Below are 20,270 nucleotides of genomic sequence, written 5' to 3'. Positions count from 1 at the left end.
TTCAGTGACCGTCCACCAGCGCCATGGCCTCGGCACTGCAGGCCTCGATGCGGGCCCAGTCGCCATTCTTGATCCAGCTGCTGTCGAGCATCCAGGTGCCCCCTACACACATCACATTGGCCAGTGCCATGTAGTTGCGCACGTTGGCCGGGTTGACGCCGCCGGTTGGGCAGAAACGGATGTCGCCGAACGGGCCAGCAAACGCTTTGATCGCCGCCACGCCTCCGCTGATTTCGGCGGGGAACAGCTTGAAACGGCGGTAACCCAGCGCGTAGCCCATCATGATTTCGGATGGGGTGCTGATACCCGGCAGCAAGGGGATCTCGCTCTCCACGCCCGCTTGCAGCACATCCTGGGTAATGCCGGGTGTGACGACGAACTGGGCGCCTGCGGCCTCGACGGCTGCGAACATGGTGCGGTCGAGCACTGTCCCGGCGCCTACGCACAGCTCGGGGCGCTGCTCACGCAGCACTTCAATGGCCTTCAGGCCATGCTGTGAACGCAGGGTCACTTCCAGCGTGCGGATGCCGCCGGCCGCCAGGGCGTCGGCCAGGGGCAGGATGTCCTGTTCGCGGGCGATGGTGATCACCGGCAGGATGCGCGCCGCTTCGCAGATGGCGTCGACCCGGGCGGCCTTGTCGGCCATCGAGAGCTTGGGCTGTGGACGTTCGAGGGTGATCATTGCTGTGGATCCTTGGCTCATGGGCACCAGTAGATGTCCAGGGGTGCGTGAAGAAAAGCGCGAATGGGCATTTCGGCGAGGTCGTCATCCGCCAGCGCGGCGCGCAGAGTAGCGAGTTTGCCTGGCCCTTGCACGGACAATGCGGTGAACCCTGCGGTGGCCAGCAGCGCTCGGGTCATGGAAAGGCGCTGATGGGGAACGGTTGGCGCCATTAGCGGTAGGCAACGGCGAGGCGTGTTCGGATCCAGGCCCTCGGCCAGGTTAGGACTGGCTGGGAACAGTGAGGCCGTGTGGCCATCGTCACCCATGCCCAGTACCAGCACGTCGATGGGCGGCAGATCGGCCAGGGCGCGGTCAGCTTCTTCGGCGGCCTCTTTCAGCGAAGGCGCCTGCTGGTACAACCCGATGAAACGCGCCTTGGCGGCCTGCCCTTTGAGCAGATGCTGAGCCAACAGACCGGCATTGCTGTCGGCGTGCTCCACCGGCACCCAGCGCTCATCGGCAAGACTGACCGTCACCTTGCTCCAGTCCAGGTCCTGCTTGGCCAGTTGCTCGAGAAAAGGCACCGGGCTGCGCCCACCGGACAGCACGACGCAGGCCTGGCCTTTATCGTCGATGGCTGCACGCAGGCGCTCACTCACATCCTTGGCCAATGTGCCAGCCAACGTGCTGGCATCGGGCAGTTGATGCACCTCGGTGCTCGCCGGAAACTGCAATTCGGACAATGCTTCAGATGTCGCCATACCAGGCCCTCCCATCGCGGGTGATCAATGCAATCGAGCTCATTGGCCCCCAGCTGCCCGCAGCATAGGGCTTGGGGGCGTCGCCCGTGTTGCGCCAACCGGCAATCAGCTGGTCACACCACTTCCAGGCGTACTCGATTTCGTCCTTGCGCACGAACAGGTTCTGGTTGCCCCGCATCACTTCGAGCAGCAAGCGTTCATAGGCATCCGGAATCCGCGCGCTACGCCAGGCGTCGGAAAAATTCAGTTGCAGCGGGCCACTGCGCAGTTGCATGCCCTTGTCCAGGCCTTGCTCCTTGGTCATCACGCGCAAGGAGATACCTTCGTCCGGCTGCAGGCGAATGATCAGCTTGTTGCCCACTTGCAGACGCTGTTCCGGGGCAAAGATGTAATGCGGCGTTTCCTTGAAGTGAATGACGATCTGCGACAGCTTTTGCGGCATGCGCTTGCCGGTGCGCAAGTAGAAAGGCACACCCGACCAGCGCCAGTTGCGGATGTCGGCGCGCAGGGCGACGAAGGTCTCGGTGTCGCTCTGGCTATTGGCATTGTCTTCTTCAAGGTAACCCGGAACCGGCTTGCCATCGCTGTAGCCGGCAATGTACTGCCCGCGCACCACCCGCGTGCTCAGCCCGTCTCCGGTGATCGGGGCCAGCGCCTTGAGTACCTTGACCTTCTCGTCGCGGATGGCGTCGGCCGACAGCTCGCTCGGCGGGTCCATGGCAATCAGGCACAGCAACTGCAACAGGTGGTTCTGGATCATGTCGCGCAACTGACCGGCCTTGTCGAAGTAGCCCCAGCGACCCTCGATACCCACCTTCTCCGCCACCGTGATTTCCACGTGGGAGATGGAGTTCTGGTTCCATTGGGTTTCGAACAGGCTGTTGGCAAAGCGCAGGGCGATCAGGTTCTGCACCGTCTCCTTGCCCAGGTAGTGGTCGATGCGATAGACGCGGCTTTCGGGAAAGAATCGCGCCACGGCATCGTTGACCCGGCGTGAAGACTCAAGGTCATGACCGATCGGCTTTTCCAGCACTACACGGGTGCGCTCGCTCAGGCCCACCTTGTCGAGGTTTTCGCTGATGGCACCATACACGGCGGCGGCCGTGGCGAAATAGGCGATCAGGGGGTGCCCGTCGGGCACTTGCGCGGCCAGTGCCTGGTAGCCTTCTGGCTGCAGAAAATCCAAGTGCTGGTAATCGAGCCTTGCCAGGAAGCGCTCGAGGGCCGCAGCCTCGATGTCAGCCTCGGGCACATGCTTGCGCAAGTGGGCCTCGATGCTATTCAGGTGCTCCTGGGCACTGCCGGCCTCCCGCGCCAGCGCCAGCAGGCGCGTCTGTGCGTGCAATAGCCCGGCGCGGTCGAGCTGGTAGAGCGCAGGGAACAGCTTGCGCAAGGCCAAGTCGCCCAGGGCGCCAAACAGGGCAAATGTGCAAGGTTCGACACTGATTGCAGCCATGATGTTGGTTCTTTCCTAAAGTTGATTTAGAAATACCGTTTTCAGTTAGGGTTTTCAAGGACAAATGTAGTAAAAACCATAACATTAGTCGGATGTATGACAGACAAGTGGTGCGCAACCGGCGCCGCCAGTACGATAGACGACCCTGTAAACAGGCCTGCTGCTCCCTCAGCCGGCTGCCTTCCCGACCCAAGGACACCCCATGGACCGCGTGAGAAACCTCCTGGAACAAATCCAGGGACGCCTCGACGAGCTGAACAAGGCCGAACGCAAAGTCGCCGAAGTCATCCTGCTCAACCCGCAACAAGCCACACGCTTCAGCATCGCGGCGCTGGCCCAGGCGGCCAAGGTCAGCGAACCGACCGTCAACCGCTTCTGCCGCTCCTTCGGCGTGAGCGGTTACCCAGAGCTGAAACTGCAACTGGCGCAGAGCCTGGCCAGCGGCGCGGCCTACGTGAGCCGCGCGGTGGAGGCCGACGACGATCCGGCGGCCTACACCCAGAAGATCTTCGCCAGCGCCATCGCCTCGCTCGACAGTGCCTGCCAGCAGCTCGACCCCCAGCAGGTCAGCCGCGCGGTCGACATGATGATCCAGGCCCGCCAGATTCATTTCTTTGGCCTGGGCGCCTCTGCACCGGTAGCGCTGGATGCCCAGCACAAGTTCTTCCGCTTCAACCTGGCCGTGTCAGCGCACGCCGACGTACTGATGCAACGCATGCTGGCGTCGGTGGCCCATACCGGCGACCTGTTCGTGATCATTTCCTACACCGGGCGTACACGCGAGCTGGTGGAAGTGGCTCGCCTGGCCAGGGAAAACGGCGCCTCGGTGCTGGGTCTGACAGCGGCCGGGTCGCCGCTGGCCAACGCCTGCAGCCTTAGCCTGCACATTCCTCTGCCCGAAGACACCGATATCTACATGCCGATGACCTCGCGCATCATCCAGCTGACCGTGCTCGATGTGCTGGCGACCGGCATGACCCTGCGCCGGGGTGTGGATTTCCAGCCACACCTGCGCAAGATCAAGGAAAGCCTCAACGCCAGTCGCTACCCCATCGAGGACGACGAACTCAGCTGAGCCGGTGCGCCTGCAGACTCAGATGCGCGCGCTGCCCCGGTGCCAGGCTCAGGCCGTCGTCGCTGCCGCTGGCGGCCTCCACACACACGAAACGCTGGCATTCGCGCCCGGTAACCCCCAGTAGCGGTCGGCTGCCGGGGTGCCACACGACCGTGTCGTCGCTGTCGCCGGTGTCGATACATAGTTGGCGCTGCCAGGCCGGATCATGCAGTTGCACACCGGGAATGCCTGAATAGACCCGCTGACAGCCGCCCTTGGGCTTGAGCGCTCCTTCCTGGCGGCATGCCTGACGGTTGAGGTGGTCGTACCCCTCGATGTCTTCAAGGCCAGACAGCGCTACCTCCGAGACGTCACTGATGCGCCAGTAGGCCAACAAGGCGTGACTCAACTGGCACGGTTCGCTGTCCTGGTGCTCGGTGCTCAGGCTCAACTCCATGCGGCTGCCGAGCCGCGCCTCCAGGTCGACCTGCCAGTCGCACAGTTCCAGGCGCCACTTGAGCACCACGCCCTGCGCGTCTTCATGGCTGTCCATCAGCTTCCAGTCCAGCAGGCGGGCCCAACCATGGGCAGGCCACAGGTCTTCGCTGGGATGGCGCCCGTACCAGGGCCAGCAGACCGGCACGCCGCCGCGAATGGCGCCCACCTGTGGCCATTGTTCGGCGCACCACAGCCAGGGCCGCTCACCTGTGGGTTGGAAATGCAGCAACTGCGCGCCCTGGCGACTGAACGCCGCCTGGCACAGAGGGTGATCGATGATCAGCACATCGCGCTGCTGGTAGCGCTCCCATTCGAACGTCGGCCGGGGCCGCCGTGCGGCGAAGAAGCGATGGAGCGGATGCTCAGGCATGGTGCAGGGCTCTTGTTGTTTGAGATAGCGCTGTCTTGGCCTGTCCACGGCAACCACTGCAGGTCAGTGGTTGCCGGGCGCCAAACGGGATTGGCGTAAATTTACAACAAATGGGCTTAGAAAGACGACTGAATCTTCAAGCCCGCCACCAGGGCATTGTCCACTTCATCCACGCCGCCGGGGCTCTTGATGTACTGAAGGTTCGGCCGCACGGTCAGCCAATTGGTGACGTGGAAACCATAGTACAGCTCGGCGTTGTACTCAGTACGTTGCAGCGGGACGAAGCCTGGGTTGTCGTAGTCGTTGATCCCGCTCATGTCGTTGAGTTGGCGCGCACGCTTGCGCACATCGTCATTGACATGGATGCGGGCGATGCCGAAACCGATGTCATCCTTTGGCCGGGCGTCGAAGGCACCTTTGTAGACCATGCCCACCTGCTGGTAGTTGTCCACTACGTTGGTGGCCTTGTCGTGCACCGTGAAGTTGGCGAACAGGCTCAGCCCGCGGTTGACGTCGCCTGCCTGGGCCGTGACCTGCTGTTGCGCCACCACCCACCAGCCATGCTTGCTGGAGTGGGATTTGAAGCCCGAACCACTGAGCCCCTGGGCGTTGCCGTTGACGTCCTTGTATACATCCTCGGCATCGGCGGTGCTGTAGTAGTAGCCCAGGCGGTATTCGCCCGGCAGGCCATTGAGCTTCGGCGTCCAGACCATTTCCACCGGCAGGATCGCGCCCTTGGTGCCGCTGCCGCTCAGCTTGAAGCCATTGCCGGTTTCCAGGTTGGACGGGTTCTGCTCATAGGCACCGACTTGTACATAGAATTCGGGGGTGACGTTGTACTTGACCCGCGTTGCCCACTGGCTGACGGGCCAGTTGTACCAGATGCCACCCACCCAGTTACCTACTTGCGAGCCGCAGAACGCCAGGTTCTGGAAGTCACAGGGGAAACTGTTGAAGTCCTCGCCTGGCCCGAAGCGGCCGAATTTCACGTCCAGCGCGCCGTCGAAATACTTCTGCTTGAACCACATCTGGGTCAGGCGCCAGGTCTGGCCACGCCCCCACACTTCTTGCACCGAACTGAACTGCCCGGCGCGTGGGTCGCTGATGCGGTCGTTGGACAGGTTGCGACCGCTTCGCTCGGTGATGGCCAGCTTGAATTCGGCATCGTGCCAGCCGAAGATCTTCTGCAGGTCCAGGTGCGCGCCCAGGGCGAACTGGTCGCTGTAGCGGGCGGTCTTGTCGTGGTTATAGCCACCCTTAAGGTTGCCGGCCACTTCGCCGACATAATCGACGGTGAAGTCGTAGCCTTTTTCCAGCAGCTCGGTGCGGGTACCGCCCCAGTCACCGGTCATCCATTTCGACTCGCTGGAGAAAGCTTCGGCAGCCTGCAGGCCACTGCTGGCGGCCATCGCCAGCGGTGCAAGCAACGCCAGTGAGCCCCAGGTGGTAGTACGATTGCGCTGTTCCATTGCGTTGCGTCCTCTTTTTCTTATTGATGGTGTAGACGGTTCATCGGCCACCGAGGGCGGCCATGTTGTCCTTGACGGTAGAGGCAGTAGGGTTTGCATGCAGGCGCTCGCCGCTCTGGGCGTCGAACAGCAGCACCCGCGCCGGGTCCAATTGCAGGGCCAGGGTGTCACCCACCTGGCAGGCCACGTCAGGGGCCAGTCGGCAGCACACTTTGGTCTGGTTGAGGGTCACGAACACCAGCATGTCCGGACCAGTGGGCTCGGTGACCTGTACCTGGGCGCGAATGCTTGGCCCGCCGTTGCCGCCCTCAGCGCCCAGGGCAATCTGCTCGGGACGAATGCCCAGGACGATTTCGCGCCCTTCCAGGCCCAGGTCGGCGCCGGGCAGGGGGAGCTCGCAGCGTGCCTGGCCACTGTCGAGCACGGCATGCAGCTGACCGCCCTGGGCAACCAGCCGCGCCGGCACGAAGTTCATGGGCGGCGAGCCGATGAAGCTTGCGACGAACTGGTTGGCCGGGTCGTTGTAGATCTGCTGTGGCGTACCGAACTGCTGGATGATGCCGTCCTTCATGACCGCCACCTTGTCACCCAGGGTCATGGCCTCGATCTGGTCATGGGTGACGTAGACAGTGGTGGTTTTCAGGCGCTGGTGCATCAGTTTCATTTCGGTCCGCATCTCGACCCGCAGTTTGGCATCGAGGTTGGACAAGGGTTCATCGAACAGGTAGATCTTCGGCCGGCGCGCCAGCGCCCTGCCCATGGCCACGCGCTGCTGCTGACCGCCAGACAGCTGCGCCGGCTTGCGCGCCAGCAGGTGCTCGATCTGCAGCAGCTTGGCCACCCGCGCCACCTCCTCGTCGATGGCGGCCTGGGGCATCTTGCGGATTTTCAGGCCAAATTCGATGTTCTCGCGCACGGTCATGGTCGGGTACAACGCATAGGACTGGAACACCATGGCGATGTCACGGTCCTTGGGGCTCATGCCGCTGACGTCCTGCTGGTCGATCAGAATAGCGCCGCCGGTGATCTGCTCGAGGCCAGCGATGCAGTTCATCAATGTCGACTTGCCGCAGCCCGAAGGGCCGACCAGGATCAGGAACTCACCGTCCTTGATCGACAGCTGGATGTCCTTGAGGGTATCCGGCAGCCCGGCACCGTAGGTTTTGTTCACGTTGCGAAGTTCGAGCGTTGCCATGAGTTACCCCTTTACCGCGCCGGCCGTGAGCCCGCGCACGAAATATTTGCCTGCCACTACGTACACCAGCAGGGTCGGCAGGCCAGCGATCATCGCAGCGGCCATGTCGACGTTGTATTCCTTGGCCCCGGTGCTGGTATTGACCAGGTTGTTCAAGGCCACCGTGATCGGTTGCGAGTCGCCACTGGAGAACACCACGCCAAATAGGAAGTCGTTCCAGATCTGGGTGAACTGCCAGATCAGGCAGACCATGATGATCGGCGTGGACATCGGCAGGATGATGCGCCGGAAGATGGTGAAGAACCCTGCCCCGTCAAGCCGTGCAGCCTTGACCAGGGCATCGGGGATGCTGACGTAGAAGTTGCGAAAGAAAAGTGTGGTGAAGGCCAGGCCGTAGACCACATGCACCAGCACAAGGCCAGTGGTGGTACTGGCCAGCCCCAGCTTGCCCAGGGTGAACGAGGCCGGCAGCAGCACCGTCTGGAACGGCAGGAAGCAGCCGAACAACAGCAGACCGAAGAACAGCTGCGAGCCACGAAAGCGCCACATCGACAGCACGTAGCCATTGAGCGCGCCAATGGCCGTGGAAATCAGCACCGCAGGCACGGTGATCAGAATCGAGTTCCAGAAGTAGCCGCTGACGGTGCCCCAGGCCTTGACCCAGCCAATGGCGGTGATCGTTGTCGGCCAGCTGAGCAGGTTGCCGGTACTGATGTCCTCGGGGGTCTTGAAGCTGGTCAGCAGCATGACCACCAGTGGCACCAGGTACAGCACCACGGCGATCAGCAGCACGGCATGAATGGCAAGCCGGCTGGGGCTGAGCGCGGGTTTGTTGACAGGGCTATGCATGGCGTTTGCTCCGCAGCTCCGAATACAGGTAAGGCACCAGGATGGCCAGGATCGCCCCCAGCATGAGGATGGCACTGGCCGAGCCCATGCCCATTTGCCCTCGGCTGAAGGTAAAGGCATACATGAACATCGCCGGCAGGTCGGACGAGTAGCCAGGCCCGCCTGCCGTCATCGCGGCGACCAGGTCGAAGCTCTTGATGGCAATGTGCGAAAGGATCATCACCGAGCTGAAGAACACCGGGCGCAAGCTGGGCAGCACCACGCGCCAGTAGATGCGCGGCAGGCTGGCACCGTCGATCTGGGCGGCGCGGATGATCGATGGATCGACGCCCCGCAGGCCGGCGAGGAACATCGCCATGATGAACCCCGATGCTTGCCACACCGCCGCGATCACCAGGCAGTACACCACCCGGTCCGGGTCCAGCAGCCAGTCCAGGCGAAAGCCCTCCCAGCCCCAGTCACGCAGCAGTTTGTCCAGCCCCATGCCTGGGTTGAGCAGCCACTTCCAGGCCGTGCCGGTCACGATCATCGACAGGGCCATGGGATACAGATAGATGGTGCGGATGAACCCCTCGCGACGAATGCGCTGGTCCAGCAGCACCGCCAGCAACACGCCGATCGCCAGGCTGATGGCGATGAACAGCCCGCCGAACACCAGCAGGTTCTTGCTCGCCACCCACCAGCGGTCGTTGTCGAACAAACGCATGTACTGCGCCAGCCCCGCCCATTTGTAGGTGGGCAGGAATGTGGACGTGGTGAAGGACAGCACGAAGGTCCAGAGGATGTAGCCGTAGAAGCCCACCAGCACGATGAACATGCTCGGCGCCAGCACCAGCTTGGGCAGCCAGCGCTGTAGCGCATCCATGGGAGAGGCCCGCAGACGGGCGGTGGTAGTGGTCATGGTTCACCTCGAAGGCGCTGCTGCGCATGGCGCGGCAGCGACTGTCTTGCTCAGGTTTGAAGGTCGCCTCGGGCGCTGCGTGGTGCCGTGTCGCGTGGCTGCGCGAGTTTGACGCAGCCACAATTCGAAGGCCCCCGAAGCCTGCGTTTCACGCAGGGCCCGATGGCGCAGCGCCCCGTCAGGCACGCCCGGCACCGGGCCGCATTAGCCCGCCCGTGGGCTATTTGGCTGCTCGGATGGCGGCTGCCAGCTTCTTCGCAGCGTCAGCCGGATCGGCCTTGGGGTCATTGATGTAGTTGGTCACCACATCAAAGAAAGCGCCCTGCACGGCCAGCGTCGTGGCCATGTTGTGCGCCATGCTCGGTTGCAGCCCGCCGGTCTTGGCGTCGGCGAGGAAGTCCTTGGCCGAGGTCTGGGCACACGCATCGAACCCATACTTGCCCATGTCGGCGAGCATGTCGTTGCGCACCGGGATCGAGCCCTTGTTGGTGCTGAACACCTTTTGGAACTCCTCACCCAGCACCTTGCGGGCGATATCCTGCTGGCCGGCAGCAGTGCCCTCATTGCTCTGCTTGAACACCACCAGCGAATCGATGTTGTACAGGAAGGCCTTCTCGGTGCCGGGGAACGGCACGCACTGGTAGTCCTTGCCGGCGGTTTTCTTGGCCAAGGTCCATTCGCTCTTGGCCCAGTCGCCCATGATCTGCATGCCGGCCTTGCCGTTGATGACCTTGGCAGCTTCCAGGTTCCAGTCCTGGCCTTTGCCATCAGGGTCCATGTACGTGGCGACTCGCTTGAGTTCGGTCAGGGCCCTGATCATGTCGGGGCCGGTCAGGGCGTCGTTGTCCAGGTCGACCAGGGCTTTCTTGTAACCGTCGACACCCATCACCGACAGCACGACGCTTTCAAAGACCGTGCTGTCCTGCCACGGCTGGCCACCGTGGGCGAGCGGGATGATGCCTGCGGCCTTGAGCTTGTCGGCAGCGGCATAGAACTCATCGAGGGTGGCGGGCGCCTTGTCGATCCCGGCCTTCTTGAAGGCTTCCGGGTTGATCCACAGCCAGTTGGTACGGTGGATGTTGACGGGAACGGCTACATAGTCGCCGTCGTACTTCACGGTGTCGGCGACTTTCTTGTCCAGCAGTGCATCCCACTTTTCCTGCTTGGCCACCTCCTTGAGCACGTCGCTGTCGAGCAGGCCGGTCGCGGCCCAGTCCTGGATATCGGGGCCTTTGATCTGTGCGACGCCTGGCGGATTGCCAGCCACCGCTCGGCTTTTGAGCACGGTCATGGCGGTAGCGCCGCCACCGCCGGCCACGGCCCCGTCCTTCCAGGTGAAACCGTCTTTCTCGACCTGGGCCTTGAGCACATCGACGGCCGCTTTTTCACCACCGGACGTCCACCAGTGCACCACTTCGACGGTGCCCTTGGCATCGGCAGCGTGCGCAGTCAGGGGGAACAGGGAAGCCAGGGAGATCGCGGCAGCGAGACGAAGGTAGGAAGTCATTTCTACACCTTATTGTTGTTATGCCGTGCAAGTCGTGCGCTTGCGTTGCATGGAGTCTAAACAGCGTGCGCGCACCGCCAGGTAACGAAGCGATGCGCGAATGTCATCGTTTGGTTACATTCAAGGCCACACCGGTCGCCAGGCTGCGTGCCAAGGGCAGGCCGGGTAGCACCAGGGCCTGGTAGGCATGGTACAGGTCGGGCTTGCCGGGCCAGATCGTGCCGGCTGGACGGTTGTCGACATCGAGTTCGTGGTGCCAGCTGCCGCCTGCAAGGTCGATGAAATGCTCGGATATGAAGTCCCAGCAGCGCCGGTACCACTGCTCGAAGCGCGCCTGCCCCGTGCGCTGCAACAGGGCCGCTGCGCATGCGCAGGCTTCAGCGTGAACCCAGTGCAGCCGCGCGCGAACCCGCGGCCGGTCATCCCAGCCAAGGGTGTAGACGAGGCCAGGCTGGCCATCAACGCCCCACGCCTGTTCGCAGGCGGTGTCGAACAGGGTGCGGGCACTGTCGACCAGCCAGGGCGGGGGCGCGTGCCCGCAGTGGGCCAGGCTGGCCTCCAGGTGAAGCAAAAGCCTCGCCCACTCGAAAGCATGCCCTGGCGTCGTGCCATAGGGGCGAAAGTGGTCGGCCGGGTGTGCTTGGTTGTAATCCTTGAGCGGCTGCCAGGCAACGTCGAAGTGTTCCACCACTCGATAGCCGTTGGCAGCGGCGTGGGTATGGATGATGCGCTCGGCAATGCGCAGGGCGCGTTGCAGCCACACAGGGTTGCCGGTTACATCGGCCAGGGCCAGGAACGCCTCGGTCGCGTGCATGTTGCTGTTGGCGCCGCGGTAGGGCTCAGGCGTCTGCCAGACGCGATCATAGGCTTCGCGAAGCGCACCTTCCTCTTCGCTCCAGAAATGCCGCTCGATGACGCCGATGGCGTCGGTCAGCAATGCCTCGGCGCCCTCGACGCCCGCCACGACGGCGGAGCTGGCCGCCAAGGCGACGAAAGCATGCAGATACGCTGCCTTGCCGCTTCCCTCGCAGCCGCCCGCCTTGGCAAACCAGCCGCCGTAGCGCGCATCCCTCAGGGGGCCACGCAGGGCAGTCACACCGTGGGCAGCCAGCCCCAGACAGCCCGGTATGCCCTGAAGGTGAGCCAGGGCGAAACAGTGGGTCATCCGGGCAGTGGTCAGGGTCTGGGCGCTTGCATCATCGGCAAGCCTGCCTGCCGCATCCAGGTCACCAAACCCTTCTGCCAGCTTTGCAGCCCTGGCGAAGGCCAGTAACCGCTGCCCCTCGGCCAGGCGCCATGCAGTGTGCCCAGGCGCTTGGAGCCAGGACACCTGTGAAGAAAGATCATTGTTCATCGCCAGCGAGGTCCTTGCCAGTCGTGTGGCGATTCTAGCCAGCCAGGCCACGGGGGATGTCACGAACGCGGGTATGATTGTCACGTGCCTGTGACGTTCGACCATCTGCGCGCAGTTGCACGTTCAACGCGTGCAGGTGCGTCAATCCACGCCCCGTGGCAGGTACAAGGTCACCCGCAAGCCGCCTTCGCGCAGGTTGAGCAGGCTGACCTCGCCGCCGTGGCTGTGGGCGATATTGCGGGCAATGCCCAACCCCAGCCCGTAGCCTTGCTGATGACCAGCCAGCCGCACATGGGGCTCGAACACCTGCTCCATCTGCTGTTGCGGCACCCCCGGCCCTTGATCATCGACCTGCAGCACGAAGCCTGCCGCACCGTCGATGATGCGCAGCCGCGCCCGCTCGCCGTACTTGATGGCGTTGTCGATCAGGTTGCCGATGCAGCGCCGCAATGCCAGCGGCTTGCCTGGATACGGCGCCAGGGCATGCCCTTCGAGGGTGATTCGACCGTCTCGCAGGTACGGCTCAGCCAGCAGTTCGAGGACCTGATTGAGGTCCACCGGCTCGATGTTCTCGTGAATGTCGGTGTCCTTCACGCATTGCAGCGCGCCCTTTACCAACAGCTCCAGTTCGTCCAGGTCCTGGCTGAACTTGGCTTGCAGGTGTTCGTCTTCAAGCAGCTCGACACGCAGGCGAAGCCGGGTGATGGGTGTGCGCAGATCATGGGAGATGGCGCTGAACAGTTGGCTACGCTCGGTGAGGTAACGGCTGATGCGTTCGCGCATGCTGTTGAAGGCCCGGCCCACCTCCACCACCTCGCTGCCGCCGCCTTCGGCCACTGGCGCTACATCGGCGCCCAGTGACAGCTCGCGCGCTGCACGGGCCAGGCGCTTGAGCGGCCAGCTCTGCCAATGCACCAGCAGCCCGATGAACAGCAACAACAATGCCGTGGTCAGGACGATGAAGCCGATCTGCTGACGCGGCAGACGCTCGGCTTCCAAGCTGGTGTAGGGCTCGGGCAACAACGAGGCGATGTACAGCCATTCGCCTTCGGCCAGACGAATCTGGGTGACCAGCACCGGCGGGTTGAGCGGTTCGAGGGTGAGTGAGTAATGCGCCCATGACCTTGGCAGCTCGTCGAGCTTGAGCCCACTGTTGAAGATGCGCAGTTCATCGGGGTCGACGAATTCGACGGAGATGTCCATCTGCGGCCCGAGACGCTCATGCAGCACCTGCTGGAACACCTCCACCACGGCCTGCTTGCGCGGCGTGACAGGCAGTACCTGCATATCCAACGGCTTGGCGTTCAGCGAAACAAAAAACCGCGTGCCCCCCATGCTGCGCAACTGGTCGAGCACCATCGGCCGGTAAGCCACGGGCAGTGAACGAAAGTAACTGACGCTGGCGCTCATGGAGTGGGCCAGGCTGCTGGCACTGGCACGCAGCCCTTGCAACTGGCTGGCGCGCAGCTGGGCCACCCAGATGATGCTCGACAATCCTTGCGCCAGCAGAACCACCAGCAAGGTCAGCAGCAGCATGCGCCCCAGCAGCGAGCGTGGCAGCAGGCGCCAGCGCCGCTCAGGGTGCAGTGCAGACATGGGTCGCCAGCAGGTAGCCGCTGCCGCGCACGGTGCGGATCAGCCGGGGTGGCTTTTCGGTGTCGCGCAAGCGCTGGCGCAGACGGCTGACGGCCATGTCCACGATGCGGTCCAGTGGCATCGGCTCTCGCCCTCGGGTGGCGTTGCCGATGGTATCGCGGTCGAGAATCTGCTGGGGGTGGTCCAAGAATAGCTTGAGCAGCGCAAAGTCCGCACCCGAAAGAATCACCTCCTCTCCATCGCGGTGGAACAGGCGATGGCTGACCGTGTCGAGCCGCCAGTCGTCGAATGCCAGCACCGCCCCGCCCGGCGCTGCCTGCCCGAACTCGGCGCGGCGTAGCAAGGCTTTGATGCGGGCCTGCAGCTCGCGCGGGCTGAACGGCTTGCCCAGGTAGTCATCGGCGCCAAGCTCAAGCCCGATGACCCGATCGGTCTCGTCCGAGCTTGCCGTCAACATGATGATGGGTACCCTCGCCTGGCGCGGGTGCTGGCGTACCCAGCGGCACAGGCTGAAACCGTCCTCGTCCGGCAGCATGACGTCCAGGATCACCAGGTCACACGCTGTGGTGTCAAGGGCATGACGAAACCCGGCACCATCGGCCTGGGCATTGACCTGAAAGCCCGAACGGCTGAGGTAGGTTTGCAACAATTCGCGAATTTCCTGATCGTCGTCAACCATCAGGATGGATTTGCCGGCAGTGCTCAAGGGTATGTCCTTTTGTGCTGGCGGGTCTTGTTGCCCGCTGACCTGTGTCGCCTTGCAGGGTGCCCAGGCGGTTAACCTTGATCCAGGGCTTGCTGCAAGGCCACACCAGCGCCCAGCAGCCCGGAAAACTCGGCCGTCACCAGCCACACGGGCACGCCTTCGAAGTAACCGCTCATGCAGCCTTTGTCGCCGAAGCTGGCGGTGAAACCGCTGCGCAGGAACAGCTCGGCAAAACGCGGGATCACGCCGCCGACGATATATACCCCACCGCGCGCGCCCAGGGTAAGCACGTTGTTGCCCGCCACCCGCCCCAGGAACCGGCAGAACTGCTCGATAACCGCTCGCGCCCGCGGCTCGCCGCCCAGGGCTGCATCGGTGATCTGCGCCGGTGAGGTGTGCCGCGGGGTCTCGCCATCCAGGGCGCAGATGGCCTGATACAGGCGCACCAGCCCGCCGCCGCTGAGCACCGTCTCGGCACTGACATGGCCGATCTGGCCATGGATGTACTGATGGATCGCCGCCTCCCGGGCATTGCCCACGGGCAGATCGACGTGCCCGCCCTCGCCTGGCAAGGCATGCCAGTGCTTGCCCCCCAGGCGCAACAGCGAGCCGACACCCAGGCCTGTACCCGGGCCGATGACCAGCGCCGGGCGCAGCGGATCGGCCTGCCCTGGGCATACTTCCCGAAACTCACCTTCGCGCAGGCGGGTCATGCCAAGGGCCATTGCGGTGAAGTCATTGATCAGCAACAGGTGCCCGATCTGTAACCGCTGGCAAAAGGCGGTCCGGCTCAGGCGCCAGTGGTTGTTGGTGAAGCGAAACTCATCGCCATCGACCGGGCCGGCTACGGCCAGGCAAGCGGCGGCTATACCACCACGGGGGATGGCCAGGGCTTCTAGATACGCCTCGATGGCCTGTTCGGGGCTTGTGTAGTCCTCGGTGGCGAAAACCTTCACCTCGTGCAGCTGGTTGTCACGCCATAACGCAAAACGGGCATTGGTGCCGCCGATGTCGCCAACCAGCAGGTCATTCATTTCAGGTTCTCCAGGGCAGAGGTAAAGGCGCTGGCGCCCTGCTCTGCCGGGCTGAACGCCATGCGCATGAAACCGAACAGCTCGCGCCCGCAACCCAGGTCATTGCCCTGGGGCGCGGTCGCCAGGTCACGCTGGGCCAGCTCGTCGGCCGGTACCATCACCCGCAACGTACCTTCAGCGCCATCGACCCGCACGATATCACCATCGCGCAGCCGTGCCAGCGGGCCGCCATCATAGGCTTCGGGGCACACATGAATGGCGGCGGGTATCTTGCCCGATGCACCGGACATGCGCCCATCGGTCACCAGGGCTACCTTGTAACCGCGATCCTGCAACACGCCAAGGAATGGGGTGAGTTTGTGCAGTTCAGGCATGCCGTTGCAGCGCGGGCCCTGGAAGCGCACCACCGCGACGAAGTCCCGCTCCAGCTCGCCTGCCTTGAAGGCATCGGCCAATGACTGCTGATCGTGGAAGATGCGCGCCGGCGCCTCGACCACACGGTGCTCCGGTGCCACGGCGGAGACTTTCATCACGCCACGCCCCAGGTTGCCTTCCATCACCCGCAATCCACCTTCGGCGGAGAATGGCCGCGCCACGGGCCGCAGGATGCTTTCGTCCAGGCTCTGCTGCGGCCCTTCGCGCCAGACCAGCTTGCCGTCCTCCAGGAACGGCTCCTGGGTATAACGACGCAGGCCGCGGCCGGCGACGGTGTTGACGTCCTCGTGCAGCAAGCCGGCATCGAGCAGCTCGCGGATCAGGAAGGCCATGCCGCCGGCGGCCTGGAAGTGGTTGATGTCGGCCTTGCCGTTGGGGTAGACGTGGGACAGGGTCGGCACCACGTCGGACAGATCGGCCATGTCCTGCCAGGTCAGTTGGATACCGGCGGCCTGGGCGATGGCCGGAATGTGCAGGGTATGGTTGGTGGAGCCGCCTGTGGCATGCAGGGCCACGATCGAGTTGACCAGCGCCTTCTCGTCGACGATCTCGCCCAGGGGCATGAAGGTGCCGCTGGCCTTCGTCATGCGCGTGACCTGTTGTGCAGCCTCGGCGGTCAGTGCGTCGCGCAGCGGCGTGTAGGGGTTGACGAAGGAGGCACCCGGCAGGTGCAGCCCCATCACTTCCATCACCAGCTGGTTGGTGTTGGCCGTGCCGTAGAAGGTGCAGGTGCCAGGGCCGTGGTAGGACTGCATTTCCGATTCCAGCAGTTCCTCCCGGCTGGCCTTGCCTTCGGCATAACGCTGGCGCACATCGGCTTTCTGCTTGTTGGAAATACCCGAGACCATCGGCCCGCCCGGTACGAACACCGTGGGCAAGTGGCCAAAGCGCAAGGCCCCCATCATCAGGCCTGGCACGATCTTGTCGCAAATGCCCAGCATCAGGGCCGCATCGAACATGTTGTGGGACAACGCCACGGCAGTGGACATGGCGATCACTTCACGGCTGGCGATGGCCAGTTCCATGCCCGGCTCGCCCTGGGTGACGCCATCGCACATGGCCGGCACACCGCCAGCGAACTGGCCCACCGAGCCGACTTCGCGCAAGGCACGCTTGATCTGTTCGGGAAAATGCAGGTAGGGCTGATGGGCCGACAGCATGTCGTTGTAGGCCGAGACGATGGCCACGTTGGCCGCGTTCATCAGGCGCAAGGTCTGTTTGTCCTCGCTGCCGCAACCGGCCACGCCATGGGCGAAGTTGGCGCATTGCAGGCTGGCACGCATCGGGCCCTCGCTGGCGGCCCCGCGGATCAGCTGCAGGTAGCGTTCGCGGGTGGCGCGACTACGCTCGACCAGCCGTTGGGTGACCTCAAGGATGCGCGGGTGCATGTACTGGACTCCAGGCTAATTGTAAGGGCGGTTTACCAAGTGACCGTGCCCTGCCGATTGCCGCCTAGGCTCAAAGGGACAGGCGCGCACTGCTTCGGAAGGCTCACGATCGAACCGCTCGTTGTAGGTTTAAACAAAATACTGCCACTAAAAAGGCTTGTTTTCTATCTGCAACTGAATAATCTTGTAATTCCAACAACAAAACCGTTTCAGTGAAGCACCTTTGTGCCACAGGTTTGACTCGGACTGCCAGAGGTATCGCCATGACCCTTCGCATCGCCATCAACGGATTCGGCCGCATCGGGCGCAATGTCCTGCGCGCACTCTATACCCAGGGCTACCGCCAGGACATGCAGGTCGTCGCCATCAACGACCTGGGCGACAGCACCATGAACGCCCACCTGCTCAAGTACGACAGCGTGCACGGCACCTTCGAGGCCAGCGTCGAAGCCGACCACGAAAGCCTCACCGTCAACGGCGACCGCATCGCGGTCAGCGCCATTCGCAACCCGGCTGAACTGCCCTGGAAAGCCCTGGCGATCGATGTGGTCTTCGAATGTACGGGGCTGTTCACCGAGCGCGACAAGGCTGCTGCGCACATCGCCGCCGGCGCAGGCAAGGTGATCGTCTCGGCGCCAGCCAAGGGCGCTGATGCCACCGTGGTGTATGGCGTCAACCACGACGTGCTGCGCGCCTCGCACCAGGTCATCTCCAACGCTTCCTGCACCACCAACTGCCTGGCGCCCATTGCCCAGGTGCTGCACCGCGAGTTCGGTATCGAGCAAGGCCTGATGACCACCATCCACGCCTACACCAACGACCAGGTGCTGACCGACGTGTACCACAGCGACCCTTATCGCGCCCGTTCGGCCACCCAGTCGATGATCCCGAGCAAGACCGGCGCCGCCGAAGCCGTGGGCCTGGTATTGCCGGAACTGGCTGGCAAGCTCACCGGCATGGCCGTGCGGGTACCGGTGATCAACGTGTCGCTGGTGGACCTCACCGTCAACCTCAAGCGCGAAGCCACGGCCGAACAGGTCAACCAGCTGTTCCTGGAGGCCAGCAAGCATTCGCGGGTACTGGGCTACAACGCCCTGCCCCTGGTCTCGTGCGACTTCAACCACAACCCGCTGTCGTCGATCTTCGATGCCAATCACACGCGGGCCAATGGGCGCATGCTCAAGGTGCTGGCCTGGTACGACAACGAGTGGGGCTTCTCCAACCGCATGCTGGACAACTGCCTGGCGCTCTGCCGCGCGCAGTAACGGCTGTGCCAGCACGCGCTGGCCACTGGAATGGGCCACACGGCTGGCACTCAATGCTGGGGTATATAGCCCGTATCGTCGTAGCCGCTTCGCGGCTTCGGCGAGACCCGCGGCGCCGTTACGATTTGCCTACATAGTGCAGCTTGACCTCAAGCAGGGATGATAAGCATTATCATTGGCCGCTTGTCAGGTCAGGTCGCTCCGTGAGTCAGTCCCGGTTCAATTCCGTATTCCTCAGCCAGAGGCCCATCTTGCTGCGCACGCTCCAGCGCATGGTCGGCAACCGTTGTACCGCCGAAGACCTGCTCCAGGAAACCTACCTGCGCGTCTCACGCGCACTGGGCGAGCGTTCGGTCCAGCACATCGAACCTTTCGTCTTTCAGACCGCGCGCAATCTTGCGCTCGACCATTTGCGTGCCCGCCGCGTACAGGCCCGAACCCTGGTCGAAGACGTCTCTGACGAGGTGGTAAACAATGTCGCCGTGCCCGCCAGCAGCAACGAAGAGGCTGCGCATGCCGAGCACCTGCTCCGTCACCTGAGCGAAAGCCTGAAGCAACTGACCCAGCGCCAGCAAAGGATCTTCACGCTAAGCCGGCTGCACGGCGCCACCTATCTTGAAATCGCCCAGCAGCTGGGGGTTTCTGCGAGCACGGTGCAAAAGGAACTGAAGTTGATCATGGGTATCTGCCTGGGTGTTGCCCAGCGCCTGGACGATTGACGGGCCGCCGCGATGAGGCCTGCTTGCCACATCACGCCAGCGCCCTGATCATCTGCGCACGCCCGCTCAAGGATTCACCGTGACCGACAGCCCCGAACATCCTCCATCACCTGCCACGCCCGATGCGCGTCGTCGCGCCACGGACGAGGCCTTGGCGTGGCTGGTGCGTCTTGAAACCGCCGAGCCTGCCGACCACCTTGCCTTCGAAACCTGGCTGCACGCCAATCCTGAGAATGCTGAAGCGTTCGTGCAGGCCGAGGCCTTGTGGAACGGCGCAGCGCTCAAGCAGGCCGCTGCACAGCTGCAGGGCCATACACCGCGCCCTCGCGCCGGTCGTCTGCGTCGCCATTGGAAACCACTGGCCACCGCCGCCGCGCTGCTGGTAGGCCTGTTCATGTTCGGCAACGTGCCAGTGCGCCTACAAGCTGATCACCTGACGGTCGTGGGTGAACGTCACCGGGTGGAACTGCAGGGCGATGCCCGGGTGCTGCTCAATACCCAATCAGCGTTTGCCAGCGAGCGCAGCGACGGGCAACAGGTCGCCCGCCTGCTGCAAGGCGAGGCATACTTCCAGGTCCCCAAGGGCGCGCCGGCCCCGCTTGAGGTGCAAGCCGGGCCTCTGCGCGCCCAGGCACGCGACACTGATTTTGCCGTCCGCCTGCTCGATGGCCAAGCTTGGGTCAAGGTGCAGCGCGGCGACGTCGACGTACAAGGAGGTCGCGATCAGCGTATCCGTTTGCAGGCCGGCGAGAGTATTCGCGTCGGGCCCGACGGGTTCGGTGCACGCAGGCAACTGGACATGCGCAAGGACCTGGCCTGGGTCGATGGGCGCCTGGTCTTCGAAAACTGCCCCTTGAGCCAGGTGCTGGCCGAGCTGCGCCGCTATTACCCCGGCTGGATCATCAATCGCAATGAGCGGCTGGAGAAGATCGCCGTCACCGGCAACTACCGCCTTGACCAGCCGCTTGAGGCGCTACGTGCGTTGGCCCACATCACCTCGGCACAACTGCATGAGTATCCGGCGCTGGTCATCCTGAACTAAGGCGCCT

Annotated in this window: 18 protein-coding genes; 4 read left to right on the top strand and 14 right to left on the bottom strand. The window is 63.5% G+C overall.

From position 1 onward, the window contains the following. Window position 1: 1 nt before the first annotated feature. Genes ACF8E5_RS02930 through zwf form a run of 3 tightly spaced genes read right to left on the bottom strand, consistent with a single transcriptional unit; the run spans window position 2 to window position 2,881 of the window. Window positions 2–682, bottom strand: coding sequence for a bifunctional 4-hydroxy-2-oxoglutarate aldolase/2-dehydro-3-deoxy-phosphogluconate aldolase (locus ACF8E5_RS02930; protein WP_058637547.1), 681 nt, complete (start codon window positions 680–682; stop codon window positions 2–4). 17 nt (window positions 683–699) lie between these two features. Beyond that, the gene (gene pgl / locus ACF8E5_RS02925) at window positions 700–1,440 is read right to left on the bottom strand and encodes a 6-phosphogluconolactonase (protein ID WP_058637546.1); all 741 of its coding nucleotides are present in this window, start codon (window positions 1,438–1,440) and stop codon (window positions 700–702) included. Further along, on the bottom strand, window positions 1,412–2,881 hold the full coding sequence (gene zwf / locus ACF8E5_RS02920) for a glucose-6-phosphate dehydrogenase (RefSeq protein ID WP_058637545.1): 1,470 nt from the start codon (window positions 2,879–2,881) through the stop codon (window positions 1,412–1,414). The genes pgl and zwf overlap by 29 nt, the downstream gene beginning before the upstream one ends. Window positions 2,882–3,092: 211 nt before the next feature. Between zwf and hexR the strand changes: the two genes are divergently transcribed. Next, a complete protein-coding gene (gene hexR, locus ACF8E5_RS02915; protein ID WP_178091267.1) occupies window positions 3,093–3,956 on the top strand; it encodes a DNA-binding transcriptional regulator HexR in 864 nt (287 codons plus the stop codon). On the opposite strand, the gene ACF8E5_RS02910 is transcribed toward hexR, so the two are convergent. The 11 genes from ACF8E5_RS02910 to edd form a co-directional block, all read right to left on the bottom strand. After that, window positions 3,949–4,803 carry a D-hexose-6-phosphate mutarotase gene (locus ACF8E5_RS02910; protein WP_058637544.1) on the bottom strand — a complete coding sequence of 285 codons (855 nt, stop codon included), beginning with the start codon at window positions 4,801–4,803 and terminating at the stop codon, window positions 3,949–3,951. The two genes, hexR and ACF8E5_RS02910, sit on opposite strands and share 8 nt — an antisense overlap. Window positions 4,804–4,919: 116 nt before the next feature. Beyond that, window positions 4,920–6,212 carry a carbohydrate porin gene (locus ACF8E5_RS02905; RefSeq protein ID WP_230375235.1) on the bottom strand — a complete coding sequence of 431 codons (1,293 nt, stop codon included), beginning with the start codon at window positions 6,210–6,212 and terminating at the stop codon, window positions 4,920–4,922. Window positions 6,213–6,312: 100 nt separating this feature from the next. Beyond that, the gene (locus ACF8E5_RS02900) at window positions 6,313–7,467 is read right to left on the bottom strand and encodes an ABC transporter ATP-binding protein (RefSeq protein ID WP_058604455.1); all 1,155 of its coding nucleotides are present in this window, start codon (window positions 7,465–7,467) and stop codon (window positions 6,313–6,315) included. A 3-nt stretch (window positions 7,468–7,470) separates the two neighbouring features. Continuing rightward, window positions 7,471–8,316, bottom strand: a complete 846-nt coding sequence (locus ACF8E5_RS02895; protein ID WP_197843994.1) for a carbohydrate ABC transporter permease — start codon at window positions 8,314–8,316, stop codon at window positions 7,471–7,473. Then, window positions 8,309–9,217: a carbohydrate ABC transporter permease gene (locus ACF8E5_RS02890; RefSeq protein ID WP_058637542.1), complete on the bottom strand. Its 909-nt coding sequence runs from the start codon at window positions 9,215–9,217 to the stop codon at window positions 8,309–8,311. The genes ACF8E5_RS02895 and ACF8E5_RS02890 overlap by 8 nt, the downstream gene beginning before the upstream one ends. A gap of 220 nt (window positions 9,218–9,437) precedes the next feature. Beyond that, a complete protein-coding gene (locus ACF8E5_RS02885) occupies window positions 9,438–10,724 on the bottom strand; it encodes an ABC transporter substrate-binding protein (RefSeq protein WP_058637541.1) in 1,287 nt (428 codons plus the stop codon). Window positions 10,725–10,827: 103 nt separating this feature from the next. Next, the gene (locus ACF8E5_RS02880) at window positions 10,828–12,078 is read right to left on the bottom strand and encodes an AGE family epimerase/isomerase (RefSeq protein ID WP_196127363.1); all 1,251 of its coding nucleotides are present in this window, start codon (window positions 12,076–12,078) and stop codon (window positions 10,828–10,830) included. Window positions 12,079–12,219: 141 nt separating this feature from the next. Next, complete coding sequence (locus tag ACF8E5_RS02875) at window positions 12,220–13,674, bottom strand: ATP-binding protein (protein ID WP_058637539.1); 1,455 nt, start codon at window positions 13,672–13,674, stop codon at window positions 12,220–12,222. Beyond that, window positions 13,655–14,380 carry a two-component system response regulator GltR gene (gene gltR / locus ACF8E5_RS02870; RefSeq protein ID WP_058604449.1) on the bottom strand — a complete coding sequence of 242 codons (726 nt, stop codon included), beginning with the start codon at window positions 14,378–14,380 and terminating at the stop codon, window positions 13,655–13,657. The genes ACF8E5_RS02875 and gltR overlap by 20 nt, the downstream gene beginning before the upstream one ends. A 71-nt stretch (window positions 14,381–14,451) precedes the next feature. Beyond that, complete coding sequence (locus tag ACF8E5_RS02865) at window positions 14,452–15,414, bottom strand: glucokinase (protein ID WP_058637538.1); 963 nt, start codon at window positions 15,412–15,414, stop codon at window positions 14,452–14,454. Further along, window positions 15,411–17,237, bottom strand: coding sequence for a phosphogluconate dehydratase (gene edd, locus ACF8E5_RS02860; protein WP_078479032.1), 1,827 nt, complete (start codon window positions 17,235–17,237; stop codon window positions 15,411–15,413). Before edd ends, ACF8E5_RS02865 begins: the two co-directional genes overlap by 4 nt. A gap of 263 nt (window positions 17,238–17,500) precedes the next feature. Here edd and gap point away from each other — a divergent pair, with 263 nt between their 5' ends. The 3 genes from gap (at window position 17,501) to ACF8E5_RS02845 (ending at window position 20,263) form a co-directional block, all read left to right on the top strand. After that, complete coding sequence (gap, locus tag ACF8E5_RS02855) at window positions 17,501–18,502, top strand: type I glyceraldehyde-3-phosphate dehydrogenase (protein WP_027913781.1); 1,002 nt, start codon at window positions 17,501–17,503, stop codon at window positions 18,500–18,502. A 203-nt stretch (window positions 18,503–18,705) separates the two neighbouring features. Beyond that, on the top strand, window positions 18,706–19,221 hold the full coding sequence (locus ACF8E5_RS02850) for an RNA polymerase sigma factor (protein ID WP_058637535.1): 516 nt from the start codon (window positions 18,706–18,708) through the stop codon (window positions 19,219–19,221). A gap of 79 nt (window positions 19,222–19,300) precedes the next feature. Then, window positions 19,301–20,263, top strand: coding sequence for a FecR family protein (locus ACF8E5_RS02845; protein ID WP_392474883.1), 963 nt, complete (start codon window positions 19,301–19,303; stop codon window positions 20,261–20,263). Window positions 20,264–20,270: the final 7 nt, after the last annotated feature.

This window comes from Pseudomonas sp. WSY_20 (genome assembly GCF_043104335.1).
GTDB classification, from domain to species: domain Bacteria; phylum Pseudomonadota; class Gammaproteobacteria; order Pseudomonadales; family Pseudomonadaceae; genus Aquipseudomonas; species Aquipseudomonas parafulva_B.
This window is presented reverse-complemented; position numbering and strand designations above follow the sequence as displayed.

What these genes read in the sequence shown, in the direction of transcription:
- ACF8E5_RS02930 (WP_058637547.1), bottom strand. Translation starts at nt 682, where the DNA reads ATGATCACCCTCGAACGTCCACAGCCCAAGCTCTCGATGGCCGACAAG.
- pgl (WP_058637546.1), bottom strand. Translation starts at nt 1,440, where the DNA reads ATGGGAGGGCCTGGTATGGCGACATCTGAAGCATTGTCCGAATTGCAG.
- zwf (WP_058637545.1), bottom strand. Translation starts at nt 2,881, where the DNA reads ATGGCTGCAATCAGTGTCGAACCTTGCACATTTGCCCTGTTTGGCGCC.
- ACF8E5_RS02910 (WP_058637544.1), bottom strand. Translation starts at nt 4,803, where the DNA reads ATGCCTGAGCATCCGCTCCATCGCTTCTTCGCCGCACGGCGGCCCCGG.
- ACF8E5_RS02905 (WP_230375235.1), bottom strand. Translation starts at nt 6,212, where the DNA reads ATGGCCGCCAGCAGTGGCCTGCAGGCTGCCGAAGCTTTCTCCAGCGAG.
- ACF8E5_RS02900 (WP_058604455.1), bottom strand. Translation starts at nt 7,467, where the DNA reads ATGGCAACGCTCGAACTTCGCAACGTGAACAAAACCTACGGTGCCGGG.
- ACF8E5_RS02895 (WP_197843994.1), bottom strand. Translation starts at nt 8,316, where the DNA reads ATGCATAGCCCTGTCAACAAACCCGCGCTCAGCCCCAGCCGGCTTGCC.
- ACF8E5_RS02890 (WP_058637542.1), bottom strand. Translation starts at nt 9,217, where the DNA reads ATGACCACTACCACCGCCCGTCTGCGGGCCTCTCCCATGGATGCGCTA.
- ACF8E5_RS02885 (WP_058637541.1), bottom strand. Translation starts at nt 10,724, where the DNA reads ATGACTTCCTACCTTCGTCTCGCTGCCGCGATCTCCCTGGCTTCCCTG.
- ACF8E5_RS02880 (WP_196127363.1), bottom strand. Translation starts at nt 12,078, where the DNA reads ATGAACAATGATCTTTCTTCACAGGTGTCCTGGCTCCAAGCGCCTGGG.
- ACF8E5_RS02875 (WP_058637539.1), bottom strand. Translation starts at nt 13,674, where the DNA reads ATGTCTGCACTGCACCCTGAGCGGCGCTGGCGCCTGCTGCCACGCTCG.
- ACF8E5_RS02865 (WP_058637538.1), bottom strand. Translation starts at nt 15,414, where the DNA reads ATGAATGACCTGCTGGTTGGCGACATCGGCGGCACCAATGCCCGTTTT.
- edd (WP_078479032.1), bottom strand. Translation starts at nt 17,237, where the DNA reads ATGCACCCGCGCATCCTTGAGGTCACCCAACGGCTGGTCGAGCGTAGT.
- gap (WP_027913781.1), top strand. Translation starts at nt 17,501, where the DNA reads ATGACCCTTCGCATCGCCATCAACGGATTCGGCCGCATCGGGCGCAAT.